We start from the raw sequence: 24,697 nt of genomic DNA, 5'->3' as shown, positions 1-24,697 counted from the left end.
CGCGTCGCAGGCGCCATCAATCAAGTCGTGATGCCCGGCCTTGTGCCGGGCATTTTCGTCGTTACAACCGCGAGGCGCGAAGAAGACGCGGCCGGCGCGGCCACGACGGAATGTATCGAGATGACGACCCGAACTGCCACCCTTGTCGGACTGACCGCCATCCTGATGTGGTCGCTGCTGTCGGTCATGACGGTCGCGACCGGGGCGATCCCGGCGTTCCAGCTCGCCGCCATGACCTTTGCGATCGGCGCTGTGGTCGCGTTCGCAAGCTTCCTCTTTCGTCCCGAGGCCTTCGGCGCATTGAAGCAGCCGCTGGTTGCCTGGGCCGTCGGCGTCGGCGGGCTGTTCGGCTATCACGCGCTGTATTTCCTGGCGCTGCGTTTCGCGCCGCCGGCCGAGGCCGGCCTGCTCAACTATCTCTGGCCGCTGCTGATCGTGCTGTTCTCCTCGCTGCTGCCGGGCGAGCGGTTGGCGGTCCATCACATCGTCGGCGCGCTGCTTGGCCTTGTTGGCACCGTGCTGCTGTTCGCCGGCAACACCGGCAACTTTGCGAGAGAGCAGATCCCAGGCTTCGCGGCGGCCTTCGTCGCGGCGTTCGTCTGGGCTGCCTATTCGGTGATGTCGCGCCGGCTCAAGGCGGTGCCGACGGATGCGGTGGCGGGCTTTTGCCTCGCGACGGCGGTGCTTGCCGCGTCGGTGCACATGATGGTGGAAACCACGGTGTGGCCCGCGACGCCGCTGCAATGGCTGGCGGTCGTGGCACTCGGCATCGGTCCGGTGGGCGCGGCGTTCTTTGCCTGGGACATCGGCATGAAGCGCGGCGACATCCGCGTGCTCGGCGCCGCCTCCTACGCCACGCCGCTGCTCTCGACCGCGTTCCTGATTGCTGCGGGATTCGCCAAGCCGAGCGCCAACATCGCCATCGCCGCGATCCTGATTGCCGGCGGCGGGCTGATTGCGGCGAAGGATATGGTGCTGCGGAAGTAGGGTCGGAAGAGCGAAGCCTGCTTCACCGTCACCCTGAGGAGGCCGCAACGCGGCCGTCTCGAAGGGTCGACGGCCCGACTGTGGCCGATTCATCCTTCGAGACGCGCCTGCGGCGCTCCTCAGGATGACAGGGAAGCAGGCTCCCAGTTCCTCGGCGCCAGCTCGAACTTCGAAAACTCGAATCCCGGCGCTACGGTGCAGCCGACCAGCGTCCAGTCGCCGCTGCTCTCGGCGGCCTGCCAGGCGCCGGCCGGCACGATCGCCTGCGGCTGTTGGCCGCTGATGACGTCAGGCCCGAGCGTGATCGCGCGCTGCGGCTCACCGTCCTGCGCGATCCGCAGCGTCAGCGGCGCGCCGGCGTAATAGTGCCACATCTCGACCGCGTCGATGCGGTGCCAGTGCGAGCGCTCGCCGCGCGCGAGCAGGAAGTAGATCGCGGTCGAATGCGCGCGTCCACTGGCGTCGCAGCGCGCATCGCGAAACGTCTCGCGATAATGCCCGCCTTCGGGATGCGGCTGCAGCGCGAGCCGCGCGATGATGTCGGCAGCGGAGAGCTGTGACATCACGACTTGTTCTTGCGCTCGCGCAGTTCGCCGAACACCAGCGCCGGGTCGGCGCCCTTCATGTGCAGCTTGGCCGCGACAACGGGCTCGTCGGCGCGCAGGAACACGTTGGCCTTCTTCTCGTCGCCGAGCAGCACCGGAATCGTCGGCTTGTCCTCGGCGCGCAGCTTTGTGACTTCCTCGGCGCGGGCCTGCAACGCCGGATTGTCAGGCTCGATGGTGAGCGCGAACTTCACGTTGGAGGCGGTGTATTCATGGCCGCAATACAGACGAAAATCGTCCGGCAGCGAGCGAAGCTTCAAGAGCGAATCCCACATCATGGGATAGGTGCCCTCGAACACCCGGCCGCAGCCGATCGAGAACAGCGTGTCGGCGGCGAACACCGCCTTCTCGCCGTCGAACACATAGGAGATATGGTCGAGCGTATGGCCGGGGGTTTCGACCACGCGAGCCAACAGGCTGCCGACCTTGATGACGTCGGCATTGGCGGCGCGCAGATCGACATTGGCGATCTTGGCCGACTGGTCGTGCGGGGCGACGACGCGGCAACCGTATTTCTGCTTCAGCTCGGCGACGCCGCCGACATGGTCGCCATGATGATGGGTGATCAGGATGTCGGTCAGCGTCCAGCCTTCGCGCTCCAGCGCCTTGATGATCGGGCCGGCTTCCGGCGCGTCGATCGATGCCGTCGCCTTGGTCGCGGGATCGTGGATCAGGTACCCGAAATTGTCGGTGAGGCAGCTGAAGGTGCGAATTTCGGCGGTCATGATATCTCCACGAACAAACGGGACGGACAGGTCAGAGCATGATCTATTCGAAAAACCGGTGCAGACTTTTCCAGATCATGCTCTTAACGCGCCCAATATAGGGGTGAAATATGGCGTTAACGCTCCGGCGGCAACGCAAATTTCCGCGCCCCCCGGCAGCGAGCGGCATGTTAGGCTGGCATCATGGACGTCATCGACCTCCGCGACTTCTATTCGCAGCGCCTCGGCATCGTGGCGCGGCAGCTGATCAACCGCGGCATTCGCGCGCGGTGGCCGAATGCGGAGGGTCAGCGCGTGCTCGGCCTCGGCTATCCGACGCCCTATCTCGGCCTGTTCCGTGATACCTGCGAGCGCTGCATCGCCTTCATGCCGGCGGCCCAGGGCGTGCTGAAATGGCCGACCGGGCGGCCGGCGCTGGCGACCCTGATCGACGAATTCTCGATGCCGCTGCCGGATGCCGCGGTCGACCGCGTGTTGCTGGTGCACGCGCTGGAGATGTCCGACGATCCGGAGCGGCTGCTGCGCGAGGTGTGGCGGGTGCTGTCGCCGTCAGGGCGGCTGATCGCGATCATCCCGAACCGCCGCGGCGTCTGGACCCGCACCGATGCGACGCCGTTCGGCCATGGCCGGCCCTACTCGCGGGCGCAGATCACCCAGCTGTTGCGGCAGACCTGGTTCACGCCGTCGTCATGGGGCGAGGCGCTGTTCATGCCGCCGGTGCAGGGCAGCTGGTTTCTGCGCTCGGCGATGGCGTGGGAGCGCGCCGGCGCCGCGCTGTCGATGCCGTTCGCCGGCGTGCATATCGTGGAAGCGAGCAAGCAGGTCTATCGCGCAATCCCGGCGCGCCGCGAACGCCCGCAGCTGATCCCGTCCTTGCGTCCGGTGCTGGTGCCGTCCTCGACGGCGACGCGCAAATCGAGTCACGCGGAGTGATGAACGCACCCTCCCCCTCCAGGGGAGGGTGGCCGCACAGTTGCGTTACTCGTTGCCCGGATTGAAGTCGTCGCTCGGCGCCGGCTGCGTCGCCATGTCGGCGCGCGGACCGTGCGGACGGCGGCGGCGGCGCGGGAAGCGCTCGCTGCGTTCGCCACGTTCTGCGCCGCCATTGCTGGCTTCATAGGCGCCGCCATTGACCTGCGGCTGCGCGCCGCCGGTGATGAACGAGGGCAGGCGATCGACGCCGGCATCGGCCATCGCGGGCTGCGGCTGGTTCTGCGGTTGCGGCTGGTATTGCGGCTGCGGACGATGCTCGCGCTCACGATGTTCGCGCGGCTGCTGCTCACGCGGCTGCTGATCACGCTCGCGATGCTCGCGCGGCTGCTGCTGCTCGCGCTGGTACGGCTGCTGGCCGTTCTCGCGCGCGAAGGGTTGCTGCTGCTGCGGCACGAAGCCCGGCTCCTGGCCGAAGCTCGAATAGCCGTCGCCGTCGTCGTCTTCGGTCGCGACCGGCTCAGCGTCGGGGCGCGGCTGCTGCTGGTTCTGCCGGAATTGCTCCTGCGCGGCGGCGATGATCCGGTAATAGTGCTCGGCGTGCTGGTAGTAGTTCTCGGCCGCCACCGGATCGCCGGAGGAGCGTGCATCGCGTGCCAGCTGGACGTATTTCTCGGCCACGTGGGAGGCCGTGCCGCGGATCTTGATGTCGGGTCCGTTGGATTCATACACCCGTGTCAGGGGATTCTGGCCGCGCCGGTTATTGTTGTTGTTATTGTTGTTATTATTCCGGTTGCGCATCCGCTTGTTATTCTGACCGTTTCTCATCTGTCGCCTTTTATTCCAGCCCTGAAGTTATTGCAGTCCACAGTGCGATTCTCAGAAGTCCGATTCTCAAAAGTCCAATTCCCAGAGTCCGATTCGGCGCGCGCCTAGGCGCACGGAATCGCAGTACCGTTCGAAGTGGCTTCGATGTTGCCGACCATCGCGTTCAGCAAAGACGCGTTCCCCAACCGCCGCCGGCAAAGTCCGCCAGCGACCAAATCATTCCGCCCGTTGAGACAGGCCCAGTTCTCGTGCGTAAGTCTTCAAGCGCAATAACAGGCTTTCGTTCGCTTGGCGGTCAGAGCAGCACAGCTTCGGCTATTGCGCTCAATGAGACCTGCGTTCCTGGAACCTTTCGATCGGCGGGCTCTGCTGAACCCTGGTCATCACCCGTAACGATTACGGGGCCAGCACCGATGTTGTGCCCGGAACGTAGTCGTTCCCGGGGGATAATCCAAGAGGTTTTTTTGCGTTCCAATAGGACTTTATCGGGGCGGCCGGCGCCCCGAAACGGCCCTCGGAATGCCCCCCAGATCGGCCCTGGGCCGACCCGTTGGGGATAACCCGGAAGCCGTCATCAGCGCTTCAACGTCGGCACTTTGGCCCTGTCCAACTTCCACAACCAGTAATCCACCCGGGACCAAAAGACCCGCAGATTGCGAAATCAGCGCACGGTAGGCATCGAGCCCGTCGGCGCCGCCGTCCAGCGCCGCGCGCGGGTCATGCGCGCGCACCTCGATGTCGAGACCGGCGATGTCGGCCGAGGGGATGTAGGGCGGATTGGACACGATCAGGTCGAACGCGCCGGCCAGGCCGCTAGCATAGTCGCATGCGATAAAGGTCGTGCGCTGGCTCAGTCCCAGTTCGGCGGCGTTGCGGCGCGCGGTCTGCAGCGCCTCCGTCGAGATGTCGGTGGCGAAGCCATGCGCGTTCGGCAGTTCCGAGAGCAGCGCCAGCAGGATCGCGCCGGAACCGGTGCCGAGATCGGCGATCCGCAACGCGCGCCCGACGGCGCCATCGGCCTGCAGCAGTTCGAGCGCGCGCTCGACCACGGTCTCGGTGTCGGGGCGCGGCACCAGCGTCGCGGCGGACAGATGCAGCGGCAGTCCCCAGAACTCCTTGATGCCGAGAATGCGCGCGACCGGTTCGCCGGCGAGGCGGCGCTGCGCGAGGCCCTCCAGGCGATCCGCTTCGTCCTTCGTCAGGATGCGCTGGGCGCCGGTCACCATGCCGGTCAGATCGAGCCCCAGTGCGGCGCCGACCAGCAGCCGCGCGTCGAGCTCGGCCGCGTCGTGGCCAGCCGCCTTCAGGCGCGCGGCGAGGCTGCGCCTGATCGTCTCGACGGTCTGGCCATGTTCGGCGAATGCGCTCATCGCGCGTTGTTAGCCGATGGTCGATGCGGCGTCGATATCGCTTGCGCCCTTTGCTGCCGGCGCGCACGGTCGACGCCTCGATGATCGATCCGGACCGCGCCACCATGACCGGCTATGACGACCAGAATATCTTCGCCAAAATCCTGCGCGGCGAGATCCCGAGCTTCAAGGTTGACGAGACCGACCGCACCTTCGCATTCCTCGACATCATGCCGCGCTCGCCGGGGCATACCTTGGTGATTCCGAAGGCGCCCGCGCGCGGCATCCTTGATATCGCGGAGGACGATCTTGCCGCGGTGGCGCGGACGGCGAAGCGCATCGCGATCGCCGCGATGAAGGCGTTTGCCGCCGACGGCATCATCATCCAGCAGTTCAGCGAGCCTGCCAGCGGTCAGGTGGTGTTCCACCTGCATATGCATGTGATGCCGGTGAAGGCCGGCGTCGCCCTGCTGCCCGCGCAGACCGTCAAGGCGGAGATGGACGTGCTCGCCGATCATGCCAGACGCATGATCGCGGCGCTTGCAGGCTAGACGCCGAGATAGCGTTGCAGGACCTCGGGCTGCGCCTTGATCTCCTGCGCCGGCCCTTCATGGACGATGTGCCCGTTGTTGATGATGTAGATGCGCTGCGCCAGTGCCAGCGTCGCGGCGAGGTTCTGCTCCACCAGCACGATGGTCTGTCCGGCCTCGGCGAGGTCGCGGCACGCCTTCATCAGGTCGCGCACGATCACCGGCGCCAGTCCCTCGAACGGCTCGTCGAGCAGGATGATCTTGGGATCGCGCACCAGCGCGCGCGCGATTGCCAGCATCTGCTGCTCGCCGCCGGACAGATCGGTGCCGCGGTTGCCGCGCCGTTCCCGCAGCCGCGGGAACATTTCGTAGATGCGGTCGAGCGGCCAGCGCTGCGAGGCGGTCAGGCCCGCGATCACCAGGTTCTCCTCGACGCTCAGGCTGCCGAAGATGCGGCGCTCCTCGTGGACCAGCTGCATGCCGGCCTGCGCGATCTTGTGGCTCTTCTTGCCGGCGATATCGACGCCGTCGAACTTCACCGAGCCCCGGCGCGGGGTGACCACGCCCATCAGGCTCTTCAACGTCGTGCTCTTGCCGGCGCCGTTGCGGCCGAGCAGCGCCACCACTTCGTTGCGCTCGACCCGCATCGAGACGTCGAACAGGATGTGCGAATCGCCGTAGTAGCTGTTCAGTCCGTTGACTTCGAGCAGGCTCATGCGGCGAGCACTCCATGCACGCCGCCAAGATAGGCTTCCTGGACGGTCGAATTGTTCTTGATCTCTTCCGGCGTCCCTTCGACCAGCACGCGGCCCTCCTGCAGCACGGTGACGCGCTCGGCGAGCTCGAACAACGCATCCATGTCGTGATCGATGATGATCATGGTGCGGCCCTGGCTGATCGACTTCAACAGCTTCACGGTCTCGACGCGTTCGCGCGGGCTCATGCCGGCCAGCGGCTCGTCGAGCAGCAGCAGGCTCGGCGACGTCGCCAGCGCCAGCCCGATCTCCAGCCGCCGTTTCTCGCCATAGGCGAGCTCGGCGACCGGCGTATCGGGCCGCGAGGCGAGATTGACCAGCTCCAGCGTGTGCTGCACGCGCTCGGTGAGGCCGGGGATGCTGTCGATGCTGCGGAACAGATCGAGCTTGAACTTGCCGCGAAGCCCCGATAGCGCCGCGATCACCAGATTCTCGCGCACCGTGAGCCCGGCGAACAGCTGGTTGACCTGGTAGCTCTTGGTCAGGCCGAGCTGGCAGACGTCGGTGACGTTCATGCCGGTGATGTCGCGGCCCTCGAACAGGATGGTGCCGGAGGTCGGGTGCACCTCGCAGGTCAGCATCTTGAAGAAGGTCGACTTGCCGGCGCCGTTCGGGCCGATGATGCCGCGCAGCTCGCCGTGATTGACGGTGAAGTCGATGTCGCTGTTGGCAAGCAGGCCGCCATAGCGCTTGGTCAGGCCTTTGGCCTGGAGGATTGGACCGGTCGGTCCGCCCTCGGGGCGGGCCCGCACAGGCGTCGGCGCAGCGTCGGCGACCGCGGCGTGCGGCGCGCTTGCGACGGCGGCTACCTCCGGCTCGCTCTCCTCCGGCTCGCGGGCGCCGCGCTGTCCGGTCAGCAGATCAGACAGATCGGCGAGGCCGCCGATGATGCCGCGGCGCAGGAAGCAGACCAGCAGCACGAACACGACGCCGAGCACGAGCTTCCAGGCCGCGCCGAGCCCGAGCGCCGCCTGCAGGAAATCCTGCAGCGACAGCCACACCGCGGCGCCGACCAGCGGCCCGAACAATGTGCCGCGGCCGCCGATCGCGGTCTGCATCACGAGCTGGCCCGACGTGTCGAAGGTGAATGCGTCGGGCGGCATGAAGGCCTGCAGCACGCCGAGCAGCCCGCCGGCAAAGCCGGCATAGGCGGCGGCGATTACGAAGGCGGTCAGCTTGTAGCCGTGGATGTTGTGGCCGACCGCAGTCGCGCGCAGTGGATTGTCTCTGATGGCACTGAACACGGCGCCGACCGGCGAGCGCACGATGCGCAGCGCGATCACGACGCCGATGAAGTAGCACAGCGCCAGGAACTGGTAGAGCGACCAGCCGGTGGTGAAATGCAGCGTGGTGAAGCCGAGATTGAAGCTCGGGGTCGGCACGCCCGGCAGCCCGTTCTCGCCGCCGGTGAAGTCCGACAGCGGATTGAACTCGACGAAGAAGAACACCTCCGCGATCGCGACCGTGATCATCGCGAAGTAGATGCCGGTACGGCGCAGCGCGATCAGGCCGATCAGGTAGCCGGCGGCGGCGGCCGCGATCATGCCGATGACGAGCGCGAGCACCACGTTCGGAAAGCCGGCGCGGGTCAGCAGCCAGGCGGCGACGAAGCCGCCGGTGCCGTAGAATGCCGACTGACCGAACGACAGCAGGCCGGTGAAGCCGAACAGGATGTCGAAGCCAAGCCCGAACAGGCCCCAGACCAGGATCCGGTTCACCGTGTTGGGTGCGAAGCCGAACCACGGCAGCACGAAGGGTGCGACGATCAGGCCCGCGGCCGTCAGGAGTTCGATCAGATATGGGCGCTGTTTCAGCATTTCAGATCCGTCGTCATTCGCGGCCCTGCGTGCCGAGCAGGCCGTGCGGTCGGAGCACGAGCACGAGCGTCATCGCCGCGAACAGCATGACGTAGGCGTAACCGGGGTTGAACATCGAGGTGATGCTGATGATCTCGCCGGCGATCAATCCGCCGAGGATGGCGCCGGGAAACGAGCCGACGCCGCCGATCACCACCACCACGAAGGTCTCGACCAGGATGTCGTCGCCGACCCCTGGCGTCAGCGACACCACCGGCGCATTGATGATGCCGGCAAAGCCCGCGGCCATCGCGCCGATGCCGAACACGATCATGAAGACGCGGTAGACGTTGATGCCGAGCGAATCGACCATCACCGAATCCTCGATGCCGGCGCGCACGATCATGCCGAGCCGGGTGCGGTACAGGATCAGGAACAGCCCGCCGAGCGCGACCGCGACGATGCCGACCACCGCGAGCCGGTAGGTCGGGTAGAACAGGAAGCCGAGCGAGGTGATGCCCTGCAGCAGCGCCGGCGGCGGCGCCACCTGCGACTGGCTGGTGAAGATCAGCCGCACGATCTCGACGAAGCAGATGCCGAGCCCGAACGTCACCAGCAGCTGGTCCTCATGCGGGCGATGGTAGAAGTGGCGGATGATGATCCGCTCCATCGCCACCCCGAGCAGCATCACGAACAGCGATCCGGCAATGACGGCGAGAATGAACGAGCCGGTGTAGGAATAGGTCACGTAACCGGCGTAGCCGCCGATCATGAACATGGCGCCGTGGGCGAGGTTGAGCACCCCGAGGGTGCCGTAGATGATCGTCAGCCCGGAGCTGATCAGCGCGAGCAGCGCGCCGAGCGCCAGCCCGTTGAACAGTTGCGAGACGAAATTTGGCCAGTTGATCATGGCGTGCGTTCAGTTGGCCCGATTAAGAGAAAGCATGTCGACACAAAGCGGCGCCGCGGGTCAGGTCGCCCCGCCCACGGCGCCGAGTCTTTCCCATGTTAATCAGGTGTAGTCGCCGAGATGGCAGCCGAACGCATCCGGCTTCTGCATCAGGCCGTCGCCGGGGACGATCTCGACCACCTCGTAATAGTCCTCCTTGTTCTTCATCTCCTTTTCCATCTTGCCGCGGACGATGATGACGGGACGGACGCACTGGTGATCTTCGGGGCGATAGTGCACGTCGCCGACCAGCGACGGCAGCGTCTCGCCCTTCTCGTAGGCCTTGATGACGTCGGGCGGATAGAAGCTGCCGGCTTCCTCGACCATGCGGGCCCAGTGCGCGAAGCTGACATAGGCGTTCTCGGCGCCCCATTCCGGCTTGTAGCCGAACTTCTTCTCGAAGGTCTCGTTGAACATCTTGGCCAGCGGATACTTGTCCTCGATGGTCCACCAATAGTCGGTCGCGGCGTAGACGCCCTGCATCAGGCCGCCGGTCTCGCGCGCGATGAACGGCACCTGGTAGGGCACCACGAGCTTCATCTTGTCGAGCACGCCGAACTGCTTGGCCTGCTGCGTCGACAGCACGGCGTCGTGGCCCCAGTTGACGTTGATCAGCACGTCGGCGCCGGAATTGGCGACATTGAGCAGGTACGACGAATAGTCCGGCGCGCCGAGCGGCGACACCTGGTTGGTGACCGTGGTCCAGCCCGCGCCGGCGAGGAAGTCCTGCATCGATTTGGTGACGGTGTGGCCGTAGGTGTAGTCGGGCGTCAGGTACGCGGCCTTCTTGTTCTTGCCGAACTGCTTGATCAGCACCGGCGCGATCGCCGCCGCCGCGGTCTGGCCGAAGAAGTTCTGGCGGAAGCCGTAACGCACGCAATCCTTGCCGGTGGTGTCGTTGGAGCCGGAGATGCCGCAGACGAAGATCACCTTCTCGCGCTGCGCCAGCTTGTTCAGCGCGACCGCGACCGCGCTCGAGGTGCCGCCGGTGATCATCACCGCCTTGTTCTCCGAGATGAAGCGCTGCTGCGCCTGCACCGCCTCGTTCGGCTTCGCCGCGGAATCCGCCACGCCGAATTTCAGCTCCTTGCCGAGCACGCCCTTTGAGGTCTTCGGCGAGATCTTCTTGATCAGCTCGTGGCCGCTGTTGATGTGCTCGATCGCGAGCTGGTAGCCCTTCAGCTCATCCTCGCCCTGCACCGCATAGGTGCCGGTGCGCGGCACCGAGATGCCGATGAAGGCCGAGGAGCCTGACGTGCCGGCGGGAAAGGTGCCGATCGCCGGATGGTCCTCGGCGAATGCCTGCGATGCGATCGAAGCCGGCAGCACGGTGCCGCCGATCAGGCCTGCGCCGGCCTGCAGCAGGGTGCGACGCGAGACGTTCGGTGTTCTGCCCGGCCGGAAATCCTTGGTGCTCATCGCTTACTATCCTCCAATTATATTGATTGTTGGCGCGCATGTTCATTGGCCGCCGGATCGGATCGATCGGCGGCAGGATGCGCCGGCTGCGCTGGAGCAGCCCGTCACAGCTACAATTCCCCACCGGGATATTTAGTCAATGTCACCTTTCGTCGAATCATATCGGTCTACGATGGAATTAATGTCGGTCTACGATACATCGAGGGTTTACCGCCCGGGTTCGGGTCCTGTAAATGAGGGGGCGATGATCCAGGAGCCGTCAAATCGCACCGCAACCGCCGCAGAGCACGCCGTGACCGAAGACGGCGGCGCCGAGCCGTCGAGCGGCCTGAGCATCCGCGCGCTCAACGTCCTGAAGGAGCTGGCGGTCGAGCTGCTCGACGAGGTGCCGCCGAAGCTCGGCTGGACGCCGCCGGACGATCTGTTGCGCCTGCTCACTGCGCGCCATCTTGCGACCGCGCGGAATTGCGGGCGGCAGACCATGCGCGAGATCATCGACTGGGCCGAGACGCGCGGGATCTCGATTCCCTCACCGCATCATACCGGCAAGTCGCTGTCGGAGGTCTGGGGCGGGCTGGTCGAGCGGGCCTCGGCCGGGCATCTGACCAAGAGCGAGATCACCGAAGCGCTGGAGAAGTCGATCCGCCGCAGGAGCCCGCGGATTCCGGTCGCCTTCCAGATCGTCCTGCTGAAGATCCTGAGCTCGAGCTATGATCACTGGCCGCAGCCGTGATGTCGCCCCGCGCTGCCCGATCGTCAAACCGTCGAAACATGGGTGCAAAGGCTGCCGGTAGGATGGTCCGTCCGGCGCGGGCTTGGTAGCGTTGCCCGGCTTCCGCCATCAGGCGGAGCGAGCCAGCAGCGAGACCACGGAATGCCTCAAGCCAAGCAGCGACAACCGGCAGTCGGAGCCACGAAACGCAAGTCGGCGGCCGTGACGGTGGACTACCGGGCGCTGGCGCAGTTTCGCTTCGAGCTACGAACGTTTCTCGCATTCAGCGAGGAGGGAGCCCGGAAGGCCGGATTGACGCCGCAGCAGCATCAGGCGCTGCTCGGGATCAAGGGTTTCGTCGAGCCAGGCCCTCCGAGCGTCGGTGACATCGCGCGATTCCTGCTGATACGGCACCATTCCGCGGTCGAATTGATGAATCGCATGGCCAAGCTCGGGCTGGTCAGCCGGGTGACCGATCCCGTGGACGGCAGGCGGGTTCAGCTCAGGCTGACGGCGAAGGGTGAGCAAAAGCTCCTGGCGGTCTCGAAGAAGAACATCGAGGAACTCCGCCGTGCCGCGAGCCCGGCGTTGCGCCGCCTGCTGCGGTCCTCTCCGCCCGCCGAGACCTGAACGGCACGTTCGGCGGCGAATGACGGCGCCGCTCAGGCCGCCGCGCCCTGTGCGGCGAGCTGCGCGGCCTGGTGCTCGGTGGTCAGCGCGTCGATCAGTTCGCCTAAGCTTTCGCCCGCGATCACCTGCGGCAGCTTGTAGAGCGTCAGGTTGATGCGGTGGTCGGTGACGCGTCCTTGCGGGAAATTATAGGTGCGGATGCGCTCGCTCCGGTCGCCGGAGCCGACCTTCTCCTTGCGGTCGGCGGAGCGCGCGGCCTCGACGCGCTGGCGCTCGGCGTCGTAGATGCGCGAGCGCAGGATGTTCATCGCCGACGCCCGGTTCTTATGCTGCGAGCGGCTGTCCTGCATCATCACCACGATGCCGGTCGGCAGATGGGTGATGCGGATCGCCGATTCGGTCTTGTTGACGTGCTGGCCGCCGGCGCCGCCGGCGCGCATGGTCTCGATCCGCAGATCGTCGTTCTTGATGTCGACATCGACATCCTCGACTTCGGGCAGCACCGCGACGGTCGCGGCCGAGGTGTGGATGCGGCCCTGGGTCTCGGTGTCGGGCACGCGCTGCACCCGGTGCACGCCGGATTCGAACTTCAGCTTGGCGAAGGCGCCGCGGCCCTGCACCTCGGCGATGATTTCCTTGTAGCCGCCGACGGTGCCTTCGCTCGCCGAGATCACCTCGACCTTCCAGCCCTGCAGCGCCGCGAAGCGCTCATACATCCGGAACAGGTCGCCGGCGAACAGCGAGGCCTCGTCGCCGCCGGTGCCGGCGCGGATTTCCAGCACCACGTTGCGGTCGTCCATCGCGTCCTTCGGCAACAGCGCGATGCGGATCTGCTGCTCGAGATCGCCGATCCGCACCTGCAAGGTCTCGAGCTCGGCTTCCGCCATGCTGCGCATCTCGGCGTCAGTCCCCGCATCGGCCAGCATCGCCTCGGTGTCGGTGAGCTCCGACCGGGCGGCGCGATAGAGCTTGACGGCATCGATCAGCGGATTGAGCTCGGCGAGCTCGCGGGTGATCGCAACATAGCGATCGGACTTGACGTCGCGGAGCAGCTCGGCCTCGAGCGAGGCGTGATGGGCGAGCAGGACGTCGAGTTTGGCTTCGGGTAGCATGGCGGTATCTCGAATTTGCGGAAAGCGCGAAGGGTGGCGAGGCGACGGCAGCGTCGCTACAAGGCCAGCCCCTCGGTTTCCGCAAACTTGGTCAGCGCCGCGCGGATCGAGACGCTGCCGACCGGCGCGTCCAGCAGCGGGTTGATCATCGCCTCGGCCTTCTTGGCGTCGAGGTCGAGGATCATCGCCTTGACCGGGCCGTGCGCGGTTGCCGACAGCGACAGCGAGCGGTAGCCGAGCGCGATCAGCGCCAGCGCCCCGATCGGCTTGGACGCCATCTCGCCGCACAGCGAGGCGGCTTTCTTGGCGGTCCTGGCCTTGCGCACGATGTCGCGCAGTGCGCGCATGATCGGCGCCGACAGGATGTCGAAGCGCTCGGAGACCTTGGCGTTGCCGCGGTCGACCGCGAACAGGAACTGGAACAGATCGTTGGAGCCGACCGAGACGAAATCGACCTTCTCCAGCAATTCGTCGAGCTGGTAGAGCAGCGCGGGCACCTCGACCATGGTGCCGATATCGATGCGCTCGGGCAGCGAATGGCCGTGCTGGCGCAGATAGGTCAGTTCGCGCTCGACGATCGCCTTGGCCTGATCGAACTCGGCGATGTCGGAGATCATCGGGAACATGATCTTCAGCGCGCGGCCGCCGCCGGCACGCAGCAGCGCGCGGATCTGGCCGCGCAGCAGGCCGGGGCGATCGAGGCCGAGCCGGATCGCGCGCCAGCCCAGCGCGGGATTCTCCTCGACCACGGTCTCCATATAGGGCAGCGCCTTGTCGCCGCCGATGTCGAGCGTGCGGAAGGTGACGGGCTTGGCGCCCGCGGCGTCGAGCACGGTGCGGTACAGCGCGAGCTGGTCGCTCGAGCGCGGCAGATTCGGGCTCACCATGAACTGCAATTCGGTGCGGAACAGGCCGATGCCGGCGCTGCCGGTGTCCTCGATATGCGGCAGGTCGATGGTCAGGCCGGCATTGATCAGGAGCTCGATCGGCTGGCCGTCCTTGGTCACGCAAGGCTTGTCGCGCAGCGCCGAATATTGCGCCTGCCGCCGCGCCCGGAACCGGACGCGCTCGGCATAGGCGGATTCGATCTCGGCGGAGGGGCGGACATAGATCTCGCCGGAAATGCCGTCGACGATGATGGCATCGCCCGGATCGGCGATGCCGGGCGCGTTCGGCACCTCGCCGACCGCGGGAATGCCGAGCGCGCGCGCCACGATCGAGACGTGGGAATTCGCGGTGCCTTCCTCCAGCACCAGGCCGCGCAGCCGCTTGCGGTCATAGTCGAGCAGCGCCGCGGGACCCATCGCGCGGGCGATCAGGATGGCGTTGTCGGGCAGCTGCTCGCGCGACGGCGCGTGGTCCTGGCCGACCAATTGGCGCATCAGGCGATGGCCGAGATCCTCGAGGTCGTGCAGGCGGTCGCGCAGATAAGGATCGGTCGAGCGCAGCATGCGCGCGCGGGTGTCGGACTGCACGCGTTCGACGGCGGCTTCGGCGGTGAGGCCGGTGGCGACCGCCTCATGCAGCTTGTGCGACCAGCCCTGGTCGTTGGCGAACATGCGGTAGGCTTCCAGCACCTCGCGGTGCTCGCCGCCGTCGGCGACGTCGCCGCGCTCCAGCATGCGGTCGAGATCGGCGCGCAAATTCGCCAGCGCGGTGTCGAGCCGCTTGACCTCCTTCGGCAGGTCCTCGGCGATGTAGTTGGTGATGACGACGCGCGGCTCGTGCAGCACGACATGGCCGAGCGCGATGCCGTCGGAGAGCACCGCGCCGGTCTTGTGCAGCGAGTGCCGCGCGGCGGGCTCGGCGCCGGGCTGCGCCAGCGCGGCAAGCTCGCCGGAGGCGATCATCTCCGCCAGCACCATGGCGGTGGTCTGCAGCGCCTCGACCTCTTCCTCGACATAGGTGCGCTTGGCGCGGTTCTGCACCACCAGCACGCCGAGCGTGTTGCCGGCGCGCAGGATCGGCACGCCGAGGAACGAGTGGTAGGCCTCTTCGCCGGTCTCCGGGCGGTAAGCGAAGGCCGGGTGACTCTGGGCGTCGGACAGATTGAGCGGCGTCGCCTCGCTGGCGACGAGGCCGACCAGGCCTTCATGCGCGCTCAGCACGGTGCGGTGCACGGCGTCGCGGTTCAGACCTTCGGTGGCGTAGAGTTCGAGGGTGTTGTCGATGCGCAGCACGTAGCAGGAGCAGACCTCGGCCACCATGTTGGCCGCGATCAGCACCACGATCTTGTCGAGGCGCTCCTGGGCGGAGACTTGCTCCGCCATGGTTTCGCGGAGCCGTCTCAACAGGATGCGTGGGCCTCCCGACGCGCTCCGCATAGGCTTCAGTCCCTCCCCACGAGGCCGGCGCACCGGTGCGGCCGGCCGCTGGCGCAAAACTCGTCAAAAACAACAATTTTAGTCATTCGGTGTCGCCGCTCGCGCCAGTTCCCGCCGATTCGGGATCACTAAACTGTGCCACAGTTTGCGACAGCCTACCTGACTGGCCGTATAGCCAATCGAGGCTCGCTTTGCCAAGCAAAACGCCTGCCAGTAGCAAATAACGTCTGCGTCAGCCCAATGCTGCGCCCGCTAAGAGAAATTCTAACTCCGGGATGTGGGTACCGGAGGCGGCCAATGCCCCTCGTCATTCCGGGGCTCGCGAAGCGAGAGCCTGGAATCCATTCATCCACGGAACCTGCGGCCCGACGGATTCCGGGCTCCCGCTTCACGGGCCCCGGAATGACGGTGGAGAGAAAGCCCTACGCCTGGTCCAGCCCGTACAGCGTGTGCAGCGTGCGCACCGCAAGCTCGGTATAGGCGGCGTCGATCAGCACCGAGAACTTGATCTCGGAGGTGGTGATGGCGCGGATGTTGATGTTGCGCTCGGCCAGCGCCTTGAATGCCTTGGCCGCGACGCCGGCATGGCTGCGCATGCCGCTGCCGATCACCGAGACCTTGGCGACGTCGGTCTCGGTGTCGAGCCTGGCGTAGCCGATCTTGGCCTTGGCGGAGGTAATGGTGTCCTTGGCGCGGTTATAGTCGGTGGCCGGCACGGTGAAGGTGAGGTCGGTGGTCTTGCCGTCCTCCGACACGTTCTGCACGATCATGTCGACGTTGATGTTGGCGTCCGCGAGCGGCCCGAAGATCGCCGCGGCGACGCCCGGCTTGTCCTCGATCTGGCGCACGGAGATCTGGGCTTCGTCCTTGGAGAAGGCGATGCCGGTGACGACGTGCATTTCCATGATTTCCTCCTCGCTGCAGATCAGCGTGCCCGGCGGCTGGTTGGCGTGCGGGTCGATATCCTCTGGCTTGTCGAAGCTGGAGCGCACGAAGATCGGCATGTTGTGCACCATGCCGAGTTCCACCGAGCGAACCTGCAGCACCTTGGCGCCCTGCGAGGCCAGCTCCAGCATGTCCTCGAACGCGATCTTGTCGAGCCGGCGCGCCTTCGGCACCACGCGGGGGTCGGTGGTGTAGACGCCGTCGACATCGGTGTAGATGTCGCAGCGGTCGGCCTTCAGCGCGGCCGCGATCGCCACCGCCGAGGTGTCCGAGCCGCCGCGGCCGAGCGTGGTGATGCGGCCGGTATCGGGATTGATGCCCTGGAAGCCGGCGATCACCGCGACTTCCTTGCGCTCCTTGAAGCGGGTGACGATCTCGGTGCCGTCGATATCGAGGATGCGTGCCGAGGCGTGCGCGTCCGAGGTCTTGATCGGGATCTGCCAGCCCTGCCAGGAGCGGGCCTGGATGCCGATGCCCTGCAGCACGATCGCGAGCAGGCCCGAGGTGACCTGTTCGCCGGAGGCGACCACGGCGTCATATTCGCGCGCATCGTGCATCGGCGAGGACTCGGTGCACCAGGCCACCAGCTCGTTGGTCTTGCCGGACATCGCCGAGACGACGACGGCGACCTCGTGGCCCGCGTCGACCTCGCGCTTCACATGCTGCGCGACGTTGCGGATACGATCGATATTGGCGACGGACGTACCGCCGAATTTCATCACGAGGCGGCCCATGACGACGCGTCTATTCCTTTAAGAGGATAAGTAGGTTAACCCACGCCGAAAACCGCAAGCGCGGGCACCGAAAGGCGCGTATACATAGCGCCGCGCCCGGGGGCAAGCCGGTTGGTAGGGGGCCGCCGGGGTCCTTTGGGGGTGTTTTGACCGGTTGCGGGCGGGTTGTGGCGCAAGGGTAACTCAGGGCGTAACTCGGGGCTGGCTCGAAGGCGGGATTGGATGGGACGCTATATCGACGAGATCCTGCAGCCCGGCGAGAAGGTGCTGTACTCCACCAATGCGCACTGGATGTTCTATCTGCCGGCGATCGGGGCCTGGATCGTGGTGCTGGCGCTCTTGATCCTGTCGCGGTTCACGACGGTCGACGGCCTGGTGCTGGCCTGCCTGGCGGCCGCCGCCGTGGTTGCGGTGGCGGCGCTGTACTGGACCGCCGCGGCCTGGTTCCATCGCTGGACCACCGAGACCGACGTCACCAATTTCCGCGTGGTGCACAAGTCTGGCTTCATCAAGCGGCGCACCTTCGAGATGAGCCTCGACAAGGTCGAGAGCGTCGACGTCAACCAGAGCATCATGGGGCGCCTGCTCAATTATGGCGACGTCACCATCCGCGGTGTCGGCGAGGGCATCGAGATCATCAAGACCATCGCCTCGCCGCTGTCGTTCCGCAATTCGATCACCGCGCGATAGGGGCGCGCGCAATCATGGCCACGCAAACAACGCTTTCAAACGCAAACGCCTCCGCAAGCTCGGTCGATCCGGCCGAGATCGCAAAATTCTCAAAACTGTCGGATGAATGGTGGGATCCGCGCGGCAAGATGGCGCCGCTGCACAAGATCAATCCGCTGCGCCTGACCTATATCCGCGACGCCGCCTGCCGCAAATTCGAGCGCAACGCCAAGAGCCTGAACTGCCTGTCCGGCCTGCGTCTGCTCGACATCGGCTGCGGCGCCGGCCTGCTGTGCGAGCCGTTCACGCGGCTCGGGGCCCAGGTGATCGGCATCGATCCCTCCGCCACCAACATCGCGGCCGCGAAGCTGCATGCCGACAAGGGCCATCTGTCGATCGACTACCGCTGCACCACGATCGAGGACATGGACGTGCGCGAGCGCTTCGACATCGTGCTGGCGATGGAGGTGGTCGAGCACGTCGTCGACGTCGGCGCCTTCGTCAAGCGCTGCGCCGCGATGCTCAAACCCGGCGGGCTGATGGTGGTCTCGACGCTGAACCGCAACTGGAAGAGTTTCGCGCTGGCGATCGTCGGCGCCGAATATGTGCTGCGCTGGCTGCCGCGCGGCACCCATGAGTGGAGCAAGTTCGTCACCCCCGCCGAGCTCGAGCGCTATCTCGGCGACGTCAACCTCACCGTCACCGAGCAGGCCGGCGTGGTCTACAACCCGCTCGCCGACAAATGGAGCGTCTCGTCCGACATGGACGTGAACTACATGGTGGTGGCGGAGGAGGTGTAGGTCTTCGTCTCGCTCGGCTTGCGTAGCCCGGATGGAGCGCAGCGCAATCCGGGGCCGGTTCGTCCGCGGTTGGGGTGATCCCGGATTGCGCTTCGCTTCATCCGGGCTACGGCAAATTCGCTGATCGTGCGCAATCCAGTCATGCGCCCACTCGGTTGACCGCATGCGTTGTGCCGGGCACGTTGCCCGCGTACTCCCGCCTCGGCCCTTTTCCCGCATGTTCACGATCGCCTCGCTCTGGATTCCCTTCACCATCGTCGCTGCGTTCGGGCAGGTGGCGCGCAATGCGATGCAGCGGCATCTGACCGGGCCGCTCGGGACCTGGGGCGCGACCAATATCCGCTTCCTGTTCGGCCTGCCGTTCTCGGTGGTGTTCTTCGCGCTGGCGGTGCTGCTGACCGGAGATCGGGTGCCGTGGCCGGCATCGTCGTTCTGGCCATGGCTGCTGTCCGGCGCGCTCAGCCAGATCGTCGGCACCGGTTTCATGCTGCTGGCGATGAACGACCGCTCCTTCGTGGTGACCACGGCCTATATGAAGACCGAGGCGATCCAGACCGCGATCTTCGGCTTCATCTTTCTCGGCGACCATCTCACGGCGCCCAAGGTGATCGCGATCGTGATCGCCACGGTCGGCGTCGTCATCACCGCGCTGCGGCCTGGCGGGCAAAAGAGCTTTGCCGATCTGCGCCCGACCGTGCTCGGCCTCGGCGCCGCCGCGGTGTTCGCGATCTCGGCGGTGAGCTTTCGCGGCGCGATCATTGCCGTGCCCGGCGTCTCGTTTGTCACCGCGGCCTCCTACACGCTGATGTGGAGCCTGTTCGTCCAGACGCTGATCCTGTCGGTCTATCTGCTGCTGCGCGCGCCCGACGTGCTGCGGAAGATTCTCGGCCTGTGGCGGCCCTCGATGTTCGCGGGCTTCATGGGCGCGTTCTCCTCGCAATTCTGGTTCCTGGCGTTCGCGCTCACCGCGGCCGCCAATGTGCGCACGCTGGCGCTGATCGAGGTGCTGTTCGCGCAGGGCGTGGCATATGTCTCGCTCAAGCAGCCGTTCTCGCTGCGCGAGGTGTTCGGCATCGTCCTGATCGTGATCGGCGTCGCGCTGCTGATCGCCGCTTAGACTCCTGTCTGACGCGTTTTCTTCACGCGAACCGGTGCCCACTTCGCTCGAAAACGCTATTACCCCTTCACGGCAATGAGCACCGCGCCGGCCGAGATCAGCGCGATCCCGATCCAGCCATAGGCCGAGGGGCGCTCGCCGAGGAAGACGGCGCCGAACAGCGCCACCAGCACGACGCTGAGCTTGTCGATCGGCGCGACGAGTGTGGCCGGTCCGAGCTTGAGCGCGCGGAAATAGCAGATCCACGACGCGCCGGTGCCGAGCCCCGACAGCAACAGGAACAGCCAGGTCTTGCCCGAGATCGGTCCGGCCTGGGTGAATTGGCCGGTTGCGAACAGGATGGCCGACAGCGTGATCAGCACGATCACGGTGCGGATCAGGGTGGCGAGATCGGAGTTGATGCCCTCGACGCCGACCTTGGCGAAGATCGCGGTCAATGCCGCGAAGACGGCGGAAAGAAATGCCCAGACCTGCCAGGAGGAAAAGGTGTCAGGAGCCATTTACTCTCTCCCGTCATTCCGGGGCGCGCGAAGCGTGAGCCCGGAATCCATTTCAACGCTGGACTTGCGGCCTGATGGATTCCGGGCTCTCGCTTCGCGAGCCCCGGAATGACGAGAGAGCGTCAATTCCGGTCTTCCGGCAGTGTCGGCAGCGGCGAGACCTCGACGCCCTCGTCGATCAGCGCGCGCGCCTCCTCGGGCGAGGCTTCGCCATAGATCGGCCGGTGCTCGATATCGCCGTAATGCATCTTGCGGGCCTCGTTCGGGAACCGCTCGCCGACATTGTCGGCATTCTTCACGATATGGTCGCGCAGTTCCTTCAGCTTGCTGCGCAGCTCGCGCTCCTGCGCCATCATCAGCGACGTCGATTCGCCGGGCGCCGCCTCGGCGGGAGCGGCCGGCGCCGGCTGGGCCGGCTCGCGGCCCTGCTTGCCGATGACCTGGGGCGCCATGATTGCCCGTTCGACCTTGTCAGAGCCGCAGACCGGGCAATCGATCAGGTGACGCCGCTCCTGCGATTCATAGGCCGAGGAGCTCTGGAACCAGCTCTCGAACTGATGACCTTGCTCGCAGCGCAGCGTGTAGCGGATCATGCCGAACCCCGGACCAGGTGCAGATGCTCCGGGCCCGCCTTGGGGTCGGCAATGCCGAAACGCCTGCCATGCTGCAGCGAAGGAATGGTCTTGCGTGCGGTCTCGACCTTGGCGGGATCGATCTCGGCCAGGAATACGCCGGGCTCGACGCCGCCCTCGGCGAGGATCTCGCCCCAGGGGTCGATGATCAGCGAATGGCCGAAGGTCTCGCGCTTGTTCTCATGCAGGCCGGCCTGCGCGGCGGCGAACACGAAGCAGCCGGTCTCGATGGCGCGGGCGCGCAGCAGCGTGTGCCAATGCGCTTCGCCGGTCTTGCGGGTGAAGGCGGAGGGCACGGTGAGGAACGAGGCGCCGGCTTCGGCAAGCGCGCGATACAGCGCCGGGAAGCGCACGTCGTAGCAGATCGTGAGGCCAATCCGGCCCCAGGGCAGGTCGGAGATCACGGCGGTCTCGCCGGGCTGGTAATTGGCCGATTCGCGGTAGCTCTCGCCGCCCGGCAGATCGATGTCGAACATGTGGATCTTGTCGTAGCTCGCGAGCACATTGCCCTCGGGCCCGATCAGGAACGAGCGGTTGACCGCCTTCTCCGGCGAGAACCGCAGCGCCAGCGAGCCGATATGCAGATGGATCTTCAGCTCAGTGGCGAGCGCGCGATACGCCTTCAGCGACTTGTCGTCCTCTTCGCTCGCCAAGTGCTCGAACAGCGCCTTGCGGTTCAGCTGCATCATGTTGCTGACTTCGGGTGTCAGCACGTATTTGGCGCCCTGCGCCGCCGCCTCGCGGATCAGCTGCGTACCCTGTTCCAGGCTCGGCTCCGGCAACAGCCCGGTGCGCATCTGCACCATCGCGGCGGTGAAGGGTGTGTGCTCGGCCATCAGGCGCCGCCTCCGTTGCTGAGCATGCCGTCGAGCTTGCCCTCGCGATCGAGTGCGTAGAGCTCGTCGCAGCCGCCGACATGGGTCTTGCCGATGAAGATCTGCGGGAAGGTCGTCCCGGCGCCGGCGCGACTGTACATCTCGTCGCGGTAGGCAGGGTTGCTGGCGACGCTCAATTCGGTGAACGCGGCGTTCTTGCGCGTCAGCAGCGATTTGGCCGCGGTGCAATAACCGCAGCCCGGGCGGGTGTAGATTTCAATGGCAGCGGTCATGGTGTGCTCGGTTGAACCAGAATACCGGATTATATGGGAGCGCGGTGCTGCTCGACAACCCGGGCGAACACCAGCACGTCGACCTGCGCGGCTTTGGCGCGCAGCAATGCCCGCGCGCAGGCATCCACTGTCGCTCCCGAGGTCAGGACGTCGTCGACCAGGATCACGCGGCGGCCCTGGATCTCAGCCTTGCGTTCATCGGTGACCCCGAATGCGCCCTGCACATTGCTGGCGCGGTCCTTGCGCGACAGCCCGATCTGCTGCTCGGTGGCGCGGGTACGCCGCAGCGCCTCGGAGACCATTTTGACGCCGCTCTGGCGCGCAATCACCTTGGCGAGCGCTCCGGACTGGTTGTAGCGCCGGCTCCAGCCGCGCCGCCAATGCAGCGGAACCGGCACCAGCATGTCGGCATCCCCCAGCAATTCCTGCCCCGCGCGCGCCATCCAGCGGCCCATTGTCGGCGCCAGATCGGTGCGATCCTGGTATTTCAATGCGTGCACCAGCGTGCGCGCGACGTCGTCATAGCGCACCGCGGCCCGGGCGCGCTGGTAGGCCGGCGGATTGGCGATCGCCTCCATCGACAGCAGTTCGGGACCTGGATCGTAGACGAAGGGAATGCCGAGCCGCGGGCAGAACGGCGGCGCGATGAACGACAATTTGGCCCAACAGGCCGCGCAGACGCCCTCGCCATGAACCGGCTCGCGGCAGGACACGCACAGCGTCGGCAGGGCGACGTCGAGTACCAGTCGCGCGGTGCGCAGCCATGCACCCCCGACCGCGCCGAGCGCGCGCTGAAAGTGTCCGGCAATGGAGCGTGTCGGTGATGCCTCGGCGTCCATGGTGGTAAGGCTAGCGCCACGGTGGGCGCGGCTCAAGGCGCATTGCCTGCGGCGGCGGTCCGGCGTAACCAGCGCCCATGGCACCGAACCCGCCCACGGCTCCCATCCTGTTCGATCGCGCCTTGCTCGGTGCGCGGCTGGCGCGCGCGCAGGCCGCGGGGGCGGCGACGTTCCTGCTCGAGCGCGCCAGCGAGGACATGGCGGACCGCTTGCAGGCGGTGTCGCGCAGCTTTGCGGCGGCGGCCGATGTCTGGACGCCGGGTGACGGGCTCGCGGACGTCCTGCGCAAGCGGGTCGCCGCGGTCGATGCGATCGGTTTCGCTGAGGTGGAAGCGCTCGGCCTGGCGCCGGAGTCGCGTGATCTCGTGGTCTCCGCGCTCGCCCTTCAGTTCGTCAACGATCTGCCGGGCGTGCTGGCGCAGATCCGCCGGGCGCTGAAGCCGGATGGGCTGTTGCTCGCTTCGATGCTCGGCGGCGACACGCTGACCGAGCTCAGGCAAAGCTTCGCCGCCGCGGAAGCGGAATGCGAGGGCGGCGTGTCGCCGCGGGTCGCGCCGTTTGCCGACCTGCGCGACATCGGCGCGCTGCTGCAGCGGGCCGGTTTTGCCCTCCCTGTCACCGACGTCGATCGCGTCGTGGTGCGCTACGCCAGCGCCTTTGCTTTGATGCAGGACTTGAGGCGCATGGGCGCCACCAACGTGCTGCGCGAGCGCCGTCACGGCCCGACCCGCCGCGCCACCATGCTGCGGATGGCGCAGATCTACGCCGAGCGCTTCGCCGATCCCGACGGCCGCATCCGCGCCACCTTCGACATCGTCTGGCTGTCCGGCTGGGCGCCGCATGAGAGCCAGCAAAAGCCGCTCAAGCCCGGCTCGGCTAAAGCGAGTTTGGAGGCGGCGGTGAAGGCTTCATCCTCCCCTGGAGGGGGAGGATCGACGCGAATGAAATGAGCGGCGAGGTGGGGTGACAGTCTTTCAACTCGAACAGTGCCCGTGTCGAGAGACCGTCACCCCACCTCGATCCGCATTCCGCTGCGCTGCATGCGGATCGATCCTCCCCCTCCAGGGGAGGATGAAGAGATCACTGCACGATTTCGGAATAATGGAATAATGCCGGTGAGTTGCCCGACGTGTCAAGTGGCCTGGTGGACCGGCCCGGCCACCGCCGGCTACTGTGCATGGGGTTGTTTTCGATATTTCGGCTAGCCGCACCTCCCGCGCAAGCCGGAGGGGCGAAGCAGATCACAGCAGCAGATCCATCAGATGCGGCAGCAGCGGGATGTCCGCCGGCGGCATCGGGTAGTCGCGCAGCTTGTTGGGTCGGACCCAGGCGAGGTTCTGGCCCTCGCGCGCCACCGCGATGCCCTCCCAGCGGCGGCAGATGTAGAGCGGCATCAGGAGATGGAAGGTCTCGTAGGCGTGGCTGGCGAAGGTCAGCGGCGCGAGGCACGGCTCGCTCACGGTGATGCCGATCTCCTCGTGCAGCTCGCGGATCAGGGTCTGCTCCGGCCGCTCGCCGGGCTCGATCTTGCCGCCGGGGAATTCCCACAGGCCCGCCAGCGCCTTGCCTGCGGGGCGCTGTGCCAGCAGCACGCGCTTGTCGGCGTCGACCAGCGCGCAGGCGACGACGAGGGTCAGCTTGATGTCAGCCATGTGGCAGGAATGTCCTTGTCAGCTTCAAGCTTTCATTAACCAGCAACGCG

26 protein-coding genes are annotated in these 24,697 nt (G+C 66.2%); 9 read left to right on the top strand and 17 right to left on the bottom strand.

Annotation, left to right across the window (positions count from 1 at the left end):
• Positions 1-120: 120 nt before the first annotated feature.
• Complete coding sequence (locus tag BRSPCE3_RS31385) at positions 121-987, top strand: DMT family transporter (protein WP_244070273.1); 867 nt, start codon at positions 121-123, stop codon at positions 985-987.
• Positions 988-1,106: 119 nt separating this feature from the next.
• On the opposite strand, the gene BRSPCE3_RS31380 is transcribed toward BRSPCE3_RS31385, so the two are convergent.
• Complete coding sequence (locus BRSPCE3_RS31380; RefSeq protein WP_244070271.1) at positions 1,107-1,550, bottom strand: cupin domain-containing protein; 444 nt, start codon at positions 1,548-1,550, stop codon at positions 1,107-1,109.
• Positions 1,550-2,317, bottom strand: coding sequence for a hydroxyacylglutathione hydrolase (gene gloB / locus BRSPCE3_RS31375; RefSeq protein WP_244070269.1), 768 nt, complete (start codon positions 2,315-2,317; stop codon positions 1,550-1,552). Before gloB ends, BRSPCE3_RS31380 begins: the two co-directional genes overlap by 1 nt.
• 183 nt (positions 2,318-2,500) lie before the next feature.
• On the opposite strand from gloB, the gene BRSPCE3_RS31370 reads away from it, so the two are divergent.
• Positions 2,501-3,250: a class I SAM-dependent methyltransferase gene (locus BRSPCE3_RS31370; protein ID WP_244070267.1), complete on the top strand. Its 750-nt coding sequence runs from the start codon at positions 2,501-2,503 to the stop codon at positions 3,248-3,250.
• A gap of 45 nt (positions 3,251-3,295) precedes the next feature.
• Here BRSPCE3_RS31370 and BRSPCE3_RS31365 read toward each other — a convergent pair whose 3' ends face one another.
• Both BRSPCE3_RS31365 and prmC read right to left on the bottom strand, forming a co-directional pair.
• Positions 3,296-4,075 (bottom strand): DUF4167 domain-containing protein, encoded by a 780-nt coding sequence (locus tag BRSPCE3_RS31365; protein WP_244070265.1) that lies wholly within the window; start codon positions 4,073-4,075, stop codon positions 3,296-3,298.
• A gap of 482 nt (positions 4,076-4,557) precedes the next feature.
• A complete protein-coding gene (gene prmC / locus BRSPCE3_RS31360) occupies positions 4,558-5,445 on the bottom strand; it encodes a peptide chain release factor N(5)-glutamine methyltransferase (protein ID WP_244070263.1) in 888 nt (295 codons plus the stop codon).
• Positions 5,446-5,549: 104 nt separating this feature from the next.
• Between prmC and BRSPCE3_RS31355 the strand changes: the two genes are divergently transcribed.
• Positions 5,550-5,975, top strand: a complete 426-nt coding sequence (locus BRSPCE3_RS31355; protein ID WP_244070647.1) for an HIT domain-containing protein — start codon at positions 5,550-5,552, stop codon at positions 5,973-5,975.
• Here the strand turns inward: BRSPCE3_RS31355 and BRSPCE3_RS31350 are convergent.
• From BRSPCE3_RS31350 to BRSPCE3_RS31335, 4 genes are all read right to left on the bottom strand, one after another.
• Positions 5,972-6,670: an ABC transporter ATP-binding protein gene (locus tag BRSPCE3_RS31350; RefSeq protein ID WP_244070261.1), complete on the bottom strand. Its 699-nt coding sequence runs from the start codon at positions 6,668-6,670 to the stop codon at positions 5,972-5,974. The two genes, BRSPCE3_RS31355 and BRSPCE3_RS31350, sit on opposite strands and share 4 nt — an antisense overlap.
• Positions 6,667-8,526 carry an ATP-binding cassette domain-containing protein gene (locus BRSPCE3_RS31345; protein WP_244070259.1) on the bottom strand — a complete coding sequence of 620 codons (1,860 nt, stop codon included), beginning with the start codon at positions 8,524-8,526 and terminating at the stop codon, positions 6,667-6,669. Before BRSPCE3_RS31345 ends, BRSPCE3_RS31350 begins: the two co-directional genes overlap by 4 nt.
• Positions 8,527-8,539: 13 nt before the next feature.
• The gene (locus BRSPCE3_RS31340) at positions 8,540-9,415 is read right to left on the bottom strand and encodes a branched-chain amino acid ABC transporter permease (RefSeq protein WP_244070257.1); all 876 of its coding nucleotides are present in this window, start codon (positions 9,413-9,415) and stop codon (positions 8,540-8,542) included.
• A gap of 102 nt (positions 9,416-9,517) precedes the next feature.
• Positions 9,518-10,873, bottom strand: coding sequence for a substrate-binding protein (locus BRSPCE3_RS31335; RefSeq protein ID WP_244070255.1), 1,356 nt, complete (start codon positions 10,871-10,873; stop codon positions 9,518-9,520).
• Positions 10,874-11,165: 292 nt separating this feature from the next.
• Between BRSPCE3_RS31335 and BRSPCE3_RS31330 the strand changes: the two genes are divergently transcribed.
• Together BRSPCE3_RS31330 and BRSPCE3_RS31325 are read left to right on the top strand one after the other, a co-directional pair.
• Positions 11,166-11,606, top strand: coding sequence for a hypothetical protein (locus BRSPCE3_RS31330; RefSeq protein WP_244070253.1), 441 nt, complete (start codon positions 11,166-11,168; stop codon positions 11,604-11,606).
• A 141-nt stretch (positions 11,607-11,747) separates the two neighbouring features.
• Positions 11,748-12,215, top strand: a complete 468-nt coding sequence (locus BRSPCE3_RS31325; protein WP_244070251.1) for a MarR family winged helix-turn-helix transcriptional regulator — start codon at positions 11,748-11,750, stop codon at positions 12,213-12,215.
• A gap of 32 nt (positions 12,216-12,247) precedes the next feature.
• Here the strand turns inward: BRSPCE3_RS31325 and prfA are convergent, their stop codons facing one another.
• From prfA to BRSPCE3_RS31310, 3 genes are all read right to left on the bottom strand, one after another.
• Entirely contained in the window at positions 12,248-13,327 is a 1,080-nt protein-coding gene (gene prfA, locus BRSPCE3_RS31320) for a peptide chain release factor 1 (RefSeq protein WP_244070249.1), read from the bottom strand.
• 56 nt (positions 13,328-13,383) lie between these two features.
• On the bottom strand, positions 13,384-15,651 hold the full coding sequence (ptsP, locus tag BRSPCE3_RS31315; RefSeq protein ID WP_244070247.1) for a phosphoenolpyruvate--protein phosphotransferase: 2,268 nt from the start codon (positions 15,649-15,651) through the stop codon (positions 13,384-13,386).
• 422 nt (positions 15,652-16,073) lie between these two features.
• The gene (locus BRSPCE3_RS31310) at positions 16,074-17,330 is read right to left on the bottom strand and encodes an aspartate kinase (RefSeq protein ID WP_244070245.1); all 1,257 of its coding nucleotides are present in this window, start codon (positions 17,328-17,330) and stop codon (positions 16,074-16,076) included.
• A 222-nt stretch (positions 17,331-17,552) separates the two neighbouring features.
• Between BRSPCE3_RS31310 and BRSPCE3_RS31305 the strand changes: the two genes are divergently transcribed.
• The 3 genes from BRSPCE3_RS31305 (at position 17,553) to BRSPCE3_RS31295 (ending at position 19,916) form a co-directional block, all read left to right on the top strand.
• Positions 17,553-18,020 carry a PH domain-containing protein gene (locus BRSPCE3_RS31305; protein ID WP_244070243.1) on the top strand — a complete coding sequence of 156 codons (468 nt, stop codon included), beginning with the start codon at positions 17,553-17,555 and terminating at the stop codon, positions 18,018-18,020.
• Positions 18,021-18,034: 14 nt separating this feature from the next.
• Positions 18,035-18,799, top strand: a complete 765-nt coding sequence (gene ubiG / locus BRSPCE3_RS31300) for a bifunctional 2-polyprenyl-6-hydroxyphenol methylase/3-demethylubiquinol 3-O-methyltransferase UbiG (RefSeq protein ID WP_244070241.1) — start codon at positions 18,035-18,037, stop codon at positions 18,797-18,799.
• A 217-nt stretch (positions 18,800-19,016) separates the two neighbouring features.
• Positions 19,017-19,916 (top strand): DMT family transporter, encoded by a 900-nt coding sequence (locus BRSPCE3_RS31295; RefSeq protein WP_244070239.1) that lies wholly within the window; start codon positions 19,017-19,019, stop codon positions 19,914-19,916.
• A gap of 59 nt (positions 19,917-19,975) precedes the next feature.
• On the opposite strand, the gene BRSPCE3_RS31290 is transcribed toward BRSPCE3_RS31295, so the two are convergent.
• From BRSPCE3_RS31290 to BRSPCE3_RS31270, 5 genes are all read right to left on the bottom strand, one after another.
• Positions 19,976-20,416 carry an EamA family transporter gene (locus BRSPCE3_RS31290; protein WP_244070237.1) on the bottom strand — a complete coding sequence of 147 codons (441 nt, stop codon included), beginning with the start codon at positions 20,414-20,416 and terminating at the stop codon, positions 19,976-19,978.
• Between the two features lie 122 nt (positions 20,417-20,538).
• Positions 20,539-21,009 carry a DUF1178 family protein gene (locus BRSPCE3_RS31285; RefSeq protein ID WP_244070235.1) on the bottom strand — a complete coding sequence of 157 codons (471 nt, stop codon included), beginning with the start codon at positions 21,007-21,009 and terminating at the stop codon, positions 20,539-20,541.
• The gene (locus tag BRSPCE3_RS31280; RefSeq protein ID WP_244070233.1) at positions 21,006-21,884 is read right to left on the bottom strand and encodes a carbon-nitrogen hydrolase family protein; all 879 of its coding nucleotides are present in this window, start codon (positions 21,882-21,884) and stop codon (positions 21,006-21,008) included. Before BRSPCE3_RS31280 ends, BRSPCE3_RS31285 begins: the two co-directional genes overlap by 4 nt.
• A complete protein-coding gene (gene grxC / locus BRSPCE3_RS31275) occupies positions 21,884-22,156 on the bottom strand; it encodes a glutaredoxin 3 (RefSeq protein ID WP_244070231.1) in 273 nt (90 codons plus the stop codon). The genes BRSPCE3_RS31280 and grxC overlap by 1 nt, the downstream gene beginning before the upstream one ends.
• A 29-nt stretch (positions 22,157-22,185) precedes the next feature.
• Entirely contained in the window at positions 22,186-22,995 is an 810-nt protein-coding gene (locus tag BRSPCE3_RS31270; RefSeq protein WP_244070229.1) for a ComF family protein, read from the bottom strand.
• A gap of 77 nt (positions 22,996-23,072) precedes the next feature.
• Here BRSPCE3_RS31270 and BRSPCE3_RS31265 point away from each other — a divergent pair, with 77 nt between their 5' ends.
• Positions 23,073-23,945, top strand: coding sequence for a methyltransferase domain-containing protein (locus BRSPCE3_RS31265; RefSeq protein ID WP_244070227.1), 873 nt, complete (start codon positions 23,073-23,075; stop codon positions 23,943-23,945).
• A 291-nt stretch (positions 23,946-24,236) separates the two neighbouring features.
• On the opposite strand, the gene BRSPCE3_RS31260 is transcribed toward BRSPCE3_RS31265, so the two are convergent.
• Complete coding sequence (locus BRSPCE3_RS31260) at positions 24,237-24,647, bottom strand: (deoxy)nucleoside triphosphate pyrophosphohydrolase (protein WP_244070225.1); 411 nt, start codon at positions 24,645-24,647, stop codon at positions 24,237-24,239.
• Between the last annotated feature and the right edge of the window lie 50 nt (positions 24,648-24,697).

The organism is Bradyrhizobium sp. Ce-3 (genome assembly GCF_022835695.1).
GTDB lineage: Bacteria > Pseudomonadota > Alphaproteobacteria > Rhizobiales > Xanthobacteraceae > Bradyrhizobium.
This window is presented reverse-complemented; position numbering and strand designations above follow the sequence as displayed.

Excerpts from the sequence above, each read along its gene's own strand:
- prmC (WP_244070263.1), bottom strand. The coding sequence starts at position 5,445 with ATGAGCGCATTCGCCGAACATGGCCAGACCGTCGAGACGATCAGGCGC.
- ubiG (WP_244070241.1), top strand. The coding sequence starts at position 18,035 with ATGGCCACGCAAACAACGCTTTCAAACGCAAACGCCTCCGCAAGCTCG.
- gloB (WP_244070269.1), bottom strand. The coding sequence starts at position 2,317 with ATGACCGCCGAAATTCGCACCTTCAGCTGCCTCACCGACAATTTCGGG.
- BRSPCE3_RS31270 (WP_244070229.1), bottom strand. The coding sequence starts at position 22,995 with ATGGACGCCGAGGCATCACCGACACGCTCCATTGCCGGACACTTTCAG.
- BRSPCE3_RS31310 (WP_244070245.1), bottom strand. The coding sequence starts at position 17,330 with ATGGGCCGCCTCGTGATGAAATTCGGCGGTACGTCCGTCGCCAATATC.
- BRSPCE3_RS31285 (WP_244070235.1), bottom strand. The coding sequence starts at position 21,009 with ATGATCCGCTACACGCTGCGCTGCGAGCAAGGTCATCAGTTCGAGAGC.
- BRSPCE3_RS31340 (WP_244070257.1), bottom strand. The coding sequence starts at position 9,415 with ATGATCAACTGGCCAAATTTCGTCTCGCAACTGTTCAACGGGCTGGCG.
- BRSPCE3_RS31280 (WP_244070233.1), bottom strand. The coding sequence starts at position 21,884 with ATGGCCGAGCACACACCCTTCACCGCCGCGATGGTGCAGATGCGCACC.
- grxC (WP_244070231.1), bottom strand. The coding sequence starts at position 22,156 with ATGACCGCTGCCATTGAAATCTACACCCGCCCGGGCTGCGGTTATTGC.
- BRSPCE3_RS31370 (WP_244070267.1), top strand. The coding sequence starts at position 2,501 with ATGGACGTCATCGACCTCCGCGACTTCTATTCGCAGCGCCTCGGCATC.
- BRSPCE3_RS31350 (WP_244070261.1), bottom strand. The coding sequence starts at position 6,670 with ATGAGCCTGCTCGAAGTCAACGGACTGAACAGCTACTACGGCGATTCG.
- BRSPCE3_RS31335 (WP_244070255.1), bottom strand. The coding sequence starts at position 10,873 with ATGAGCACCAAGGATTTCCGGCCGGGCAGAACACCGAACGTCTCGCGT.
- prfA (WP_244070249.1), bottom strand. The coding sequence starts at position 13,327 with ATGCTACCCGAAGCCAAACTCGACGTCCTGCTCGCCCATCACGCCTCG.
- BRSPCE3_RS31305 (WP_244070243.1), top strand. The coding sequence starts at position 17,553 with ATGGGACGCTATATCGACGAGATCCTGCAGCCCGGCGAGAAGGTGCTG.
- BRSPCE3_RS31260 (WP_244070225.1), bottom strand. The coding sequence starts at position 24,647 with ATGGCTGACATCAAGCTGACCCTCGTCGTCGCCTGCGCGCTGGTCGAC.
- BRSPCE3_RS31385 (WP_244070273.1), top strand. The coding sequence starts at position 121 with ATGACGACCCGAACTGCCACCCTTGTCGGACTGACCGCCATCCTGATG.
- BRSPCE3_RS31290 (WP_244070237.1), bottom strand. The coding sequence starts at position 20,416 with ATGGCTCCTGACACCTTTTCCTCCTGGCAGGTCTGGGCATTTCTTTCC.
- BRSPCE3_RS31380 (WP_244070271.1), bottom strand. The coding sequence starts at position 1,550 with ATGTCACAGCTCTCCGCTGCCGACATCATCGCGCGGCTCGCGCTGCAG.
- BRSPCE3_RS31355 (WP_244070647.1), top strand. The coding sequence starts at position 5,550 with ATGACCGGCTATGACGACCAGAATATCTTCGCCAAAATCCTGCGCGGC.
- BRSPCE3_RS31325 (WP_244070251.1), top strand. The coding sequence starts at position 11,748 with ATGCCTCAAGCCAAGCAGCGACAACCGGCAGTCGGAGCCACGAAACGC.
- BRSPCE3_RS31265 (WP_244070227.1), top strand. The coding sequence starts at position 23,073 with ATGGCACCGAACCCGCCCACGGCTCCCATCCTGTTCGATCGCGCCTTG.
- BRSPCE3_RS31295 (WP_244070239.1), top strand. The coding sequence starts at position 19,017 with ATGTTCACGATCGCCTCGCTCTGGATTCCCTTCACCATCGTCGCTGCG.
- BRSPCE3_RS31345 (WP_244070259.1), bottom strand. The coding sequence starts at position 8,526 with ATGCTGAAACAGCGCCCATATCTGATCGAACTCCTGACGGCCGCGGGC.
- BRSPCE3_RS31365 (WP_244070265.1), bottom strand. The coding sequence starts at position 4,075 with ATGAGAAACGGTCAGAATAACAAGCGGATGCGCAACCGGAATAATAAC.
- ptsP (WP_244070247.1), bottom strand. The coding sequence starts at position 15,651 with ATGCGGAGCGCGTCGGGAGGCCCACGCATCCTGTTGAGACGGCTCCGC.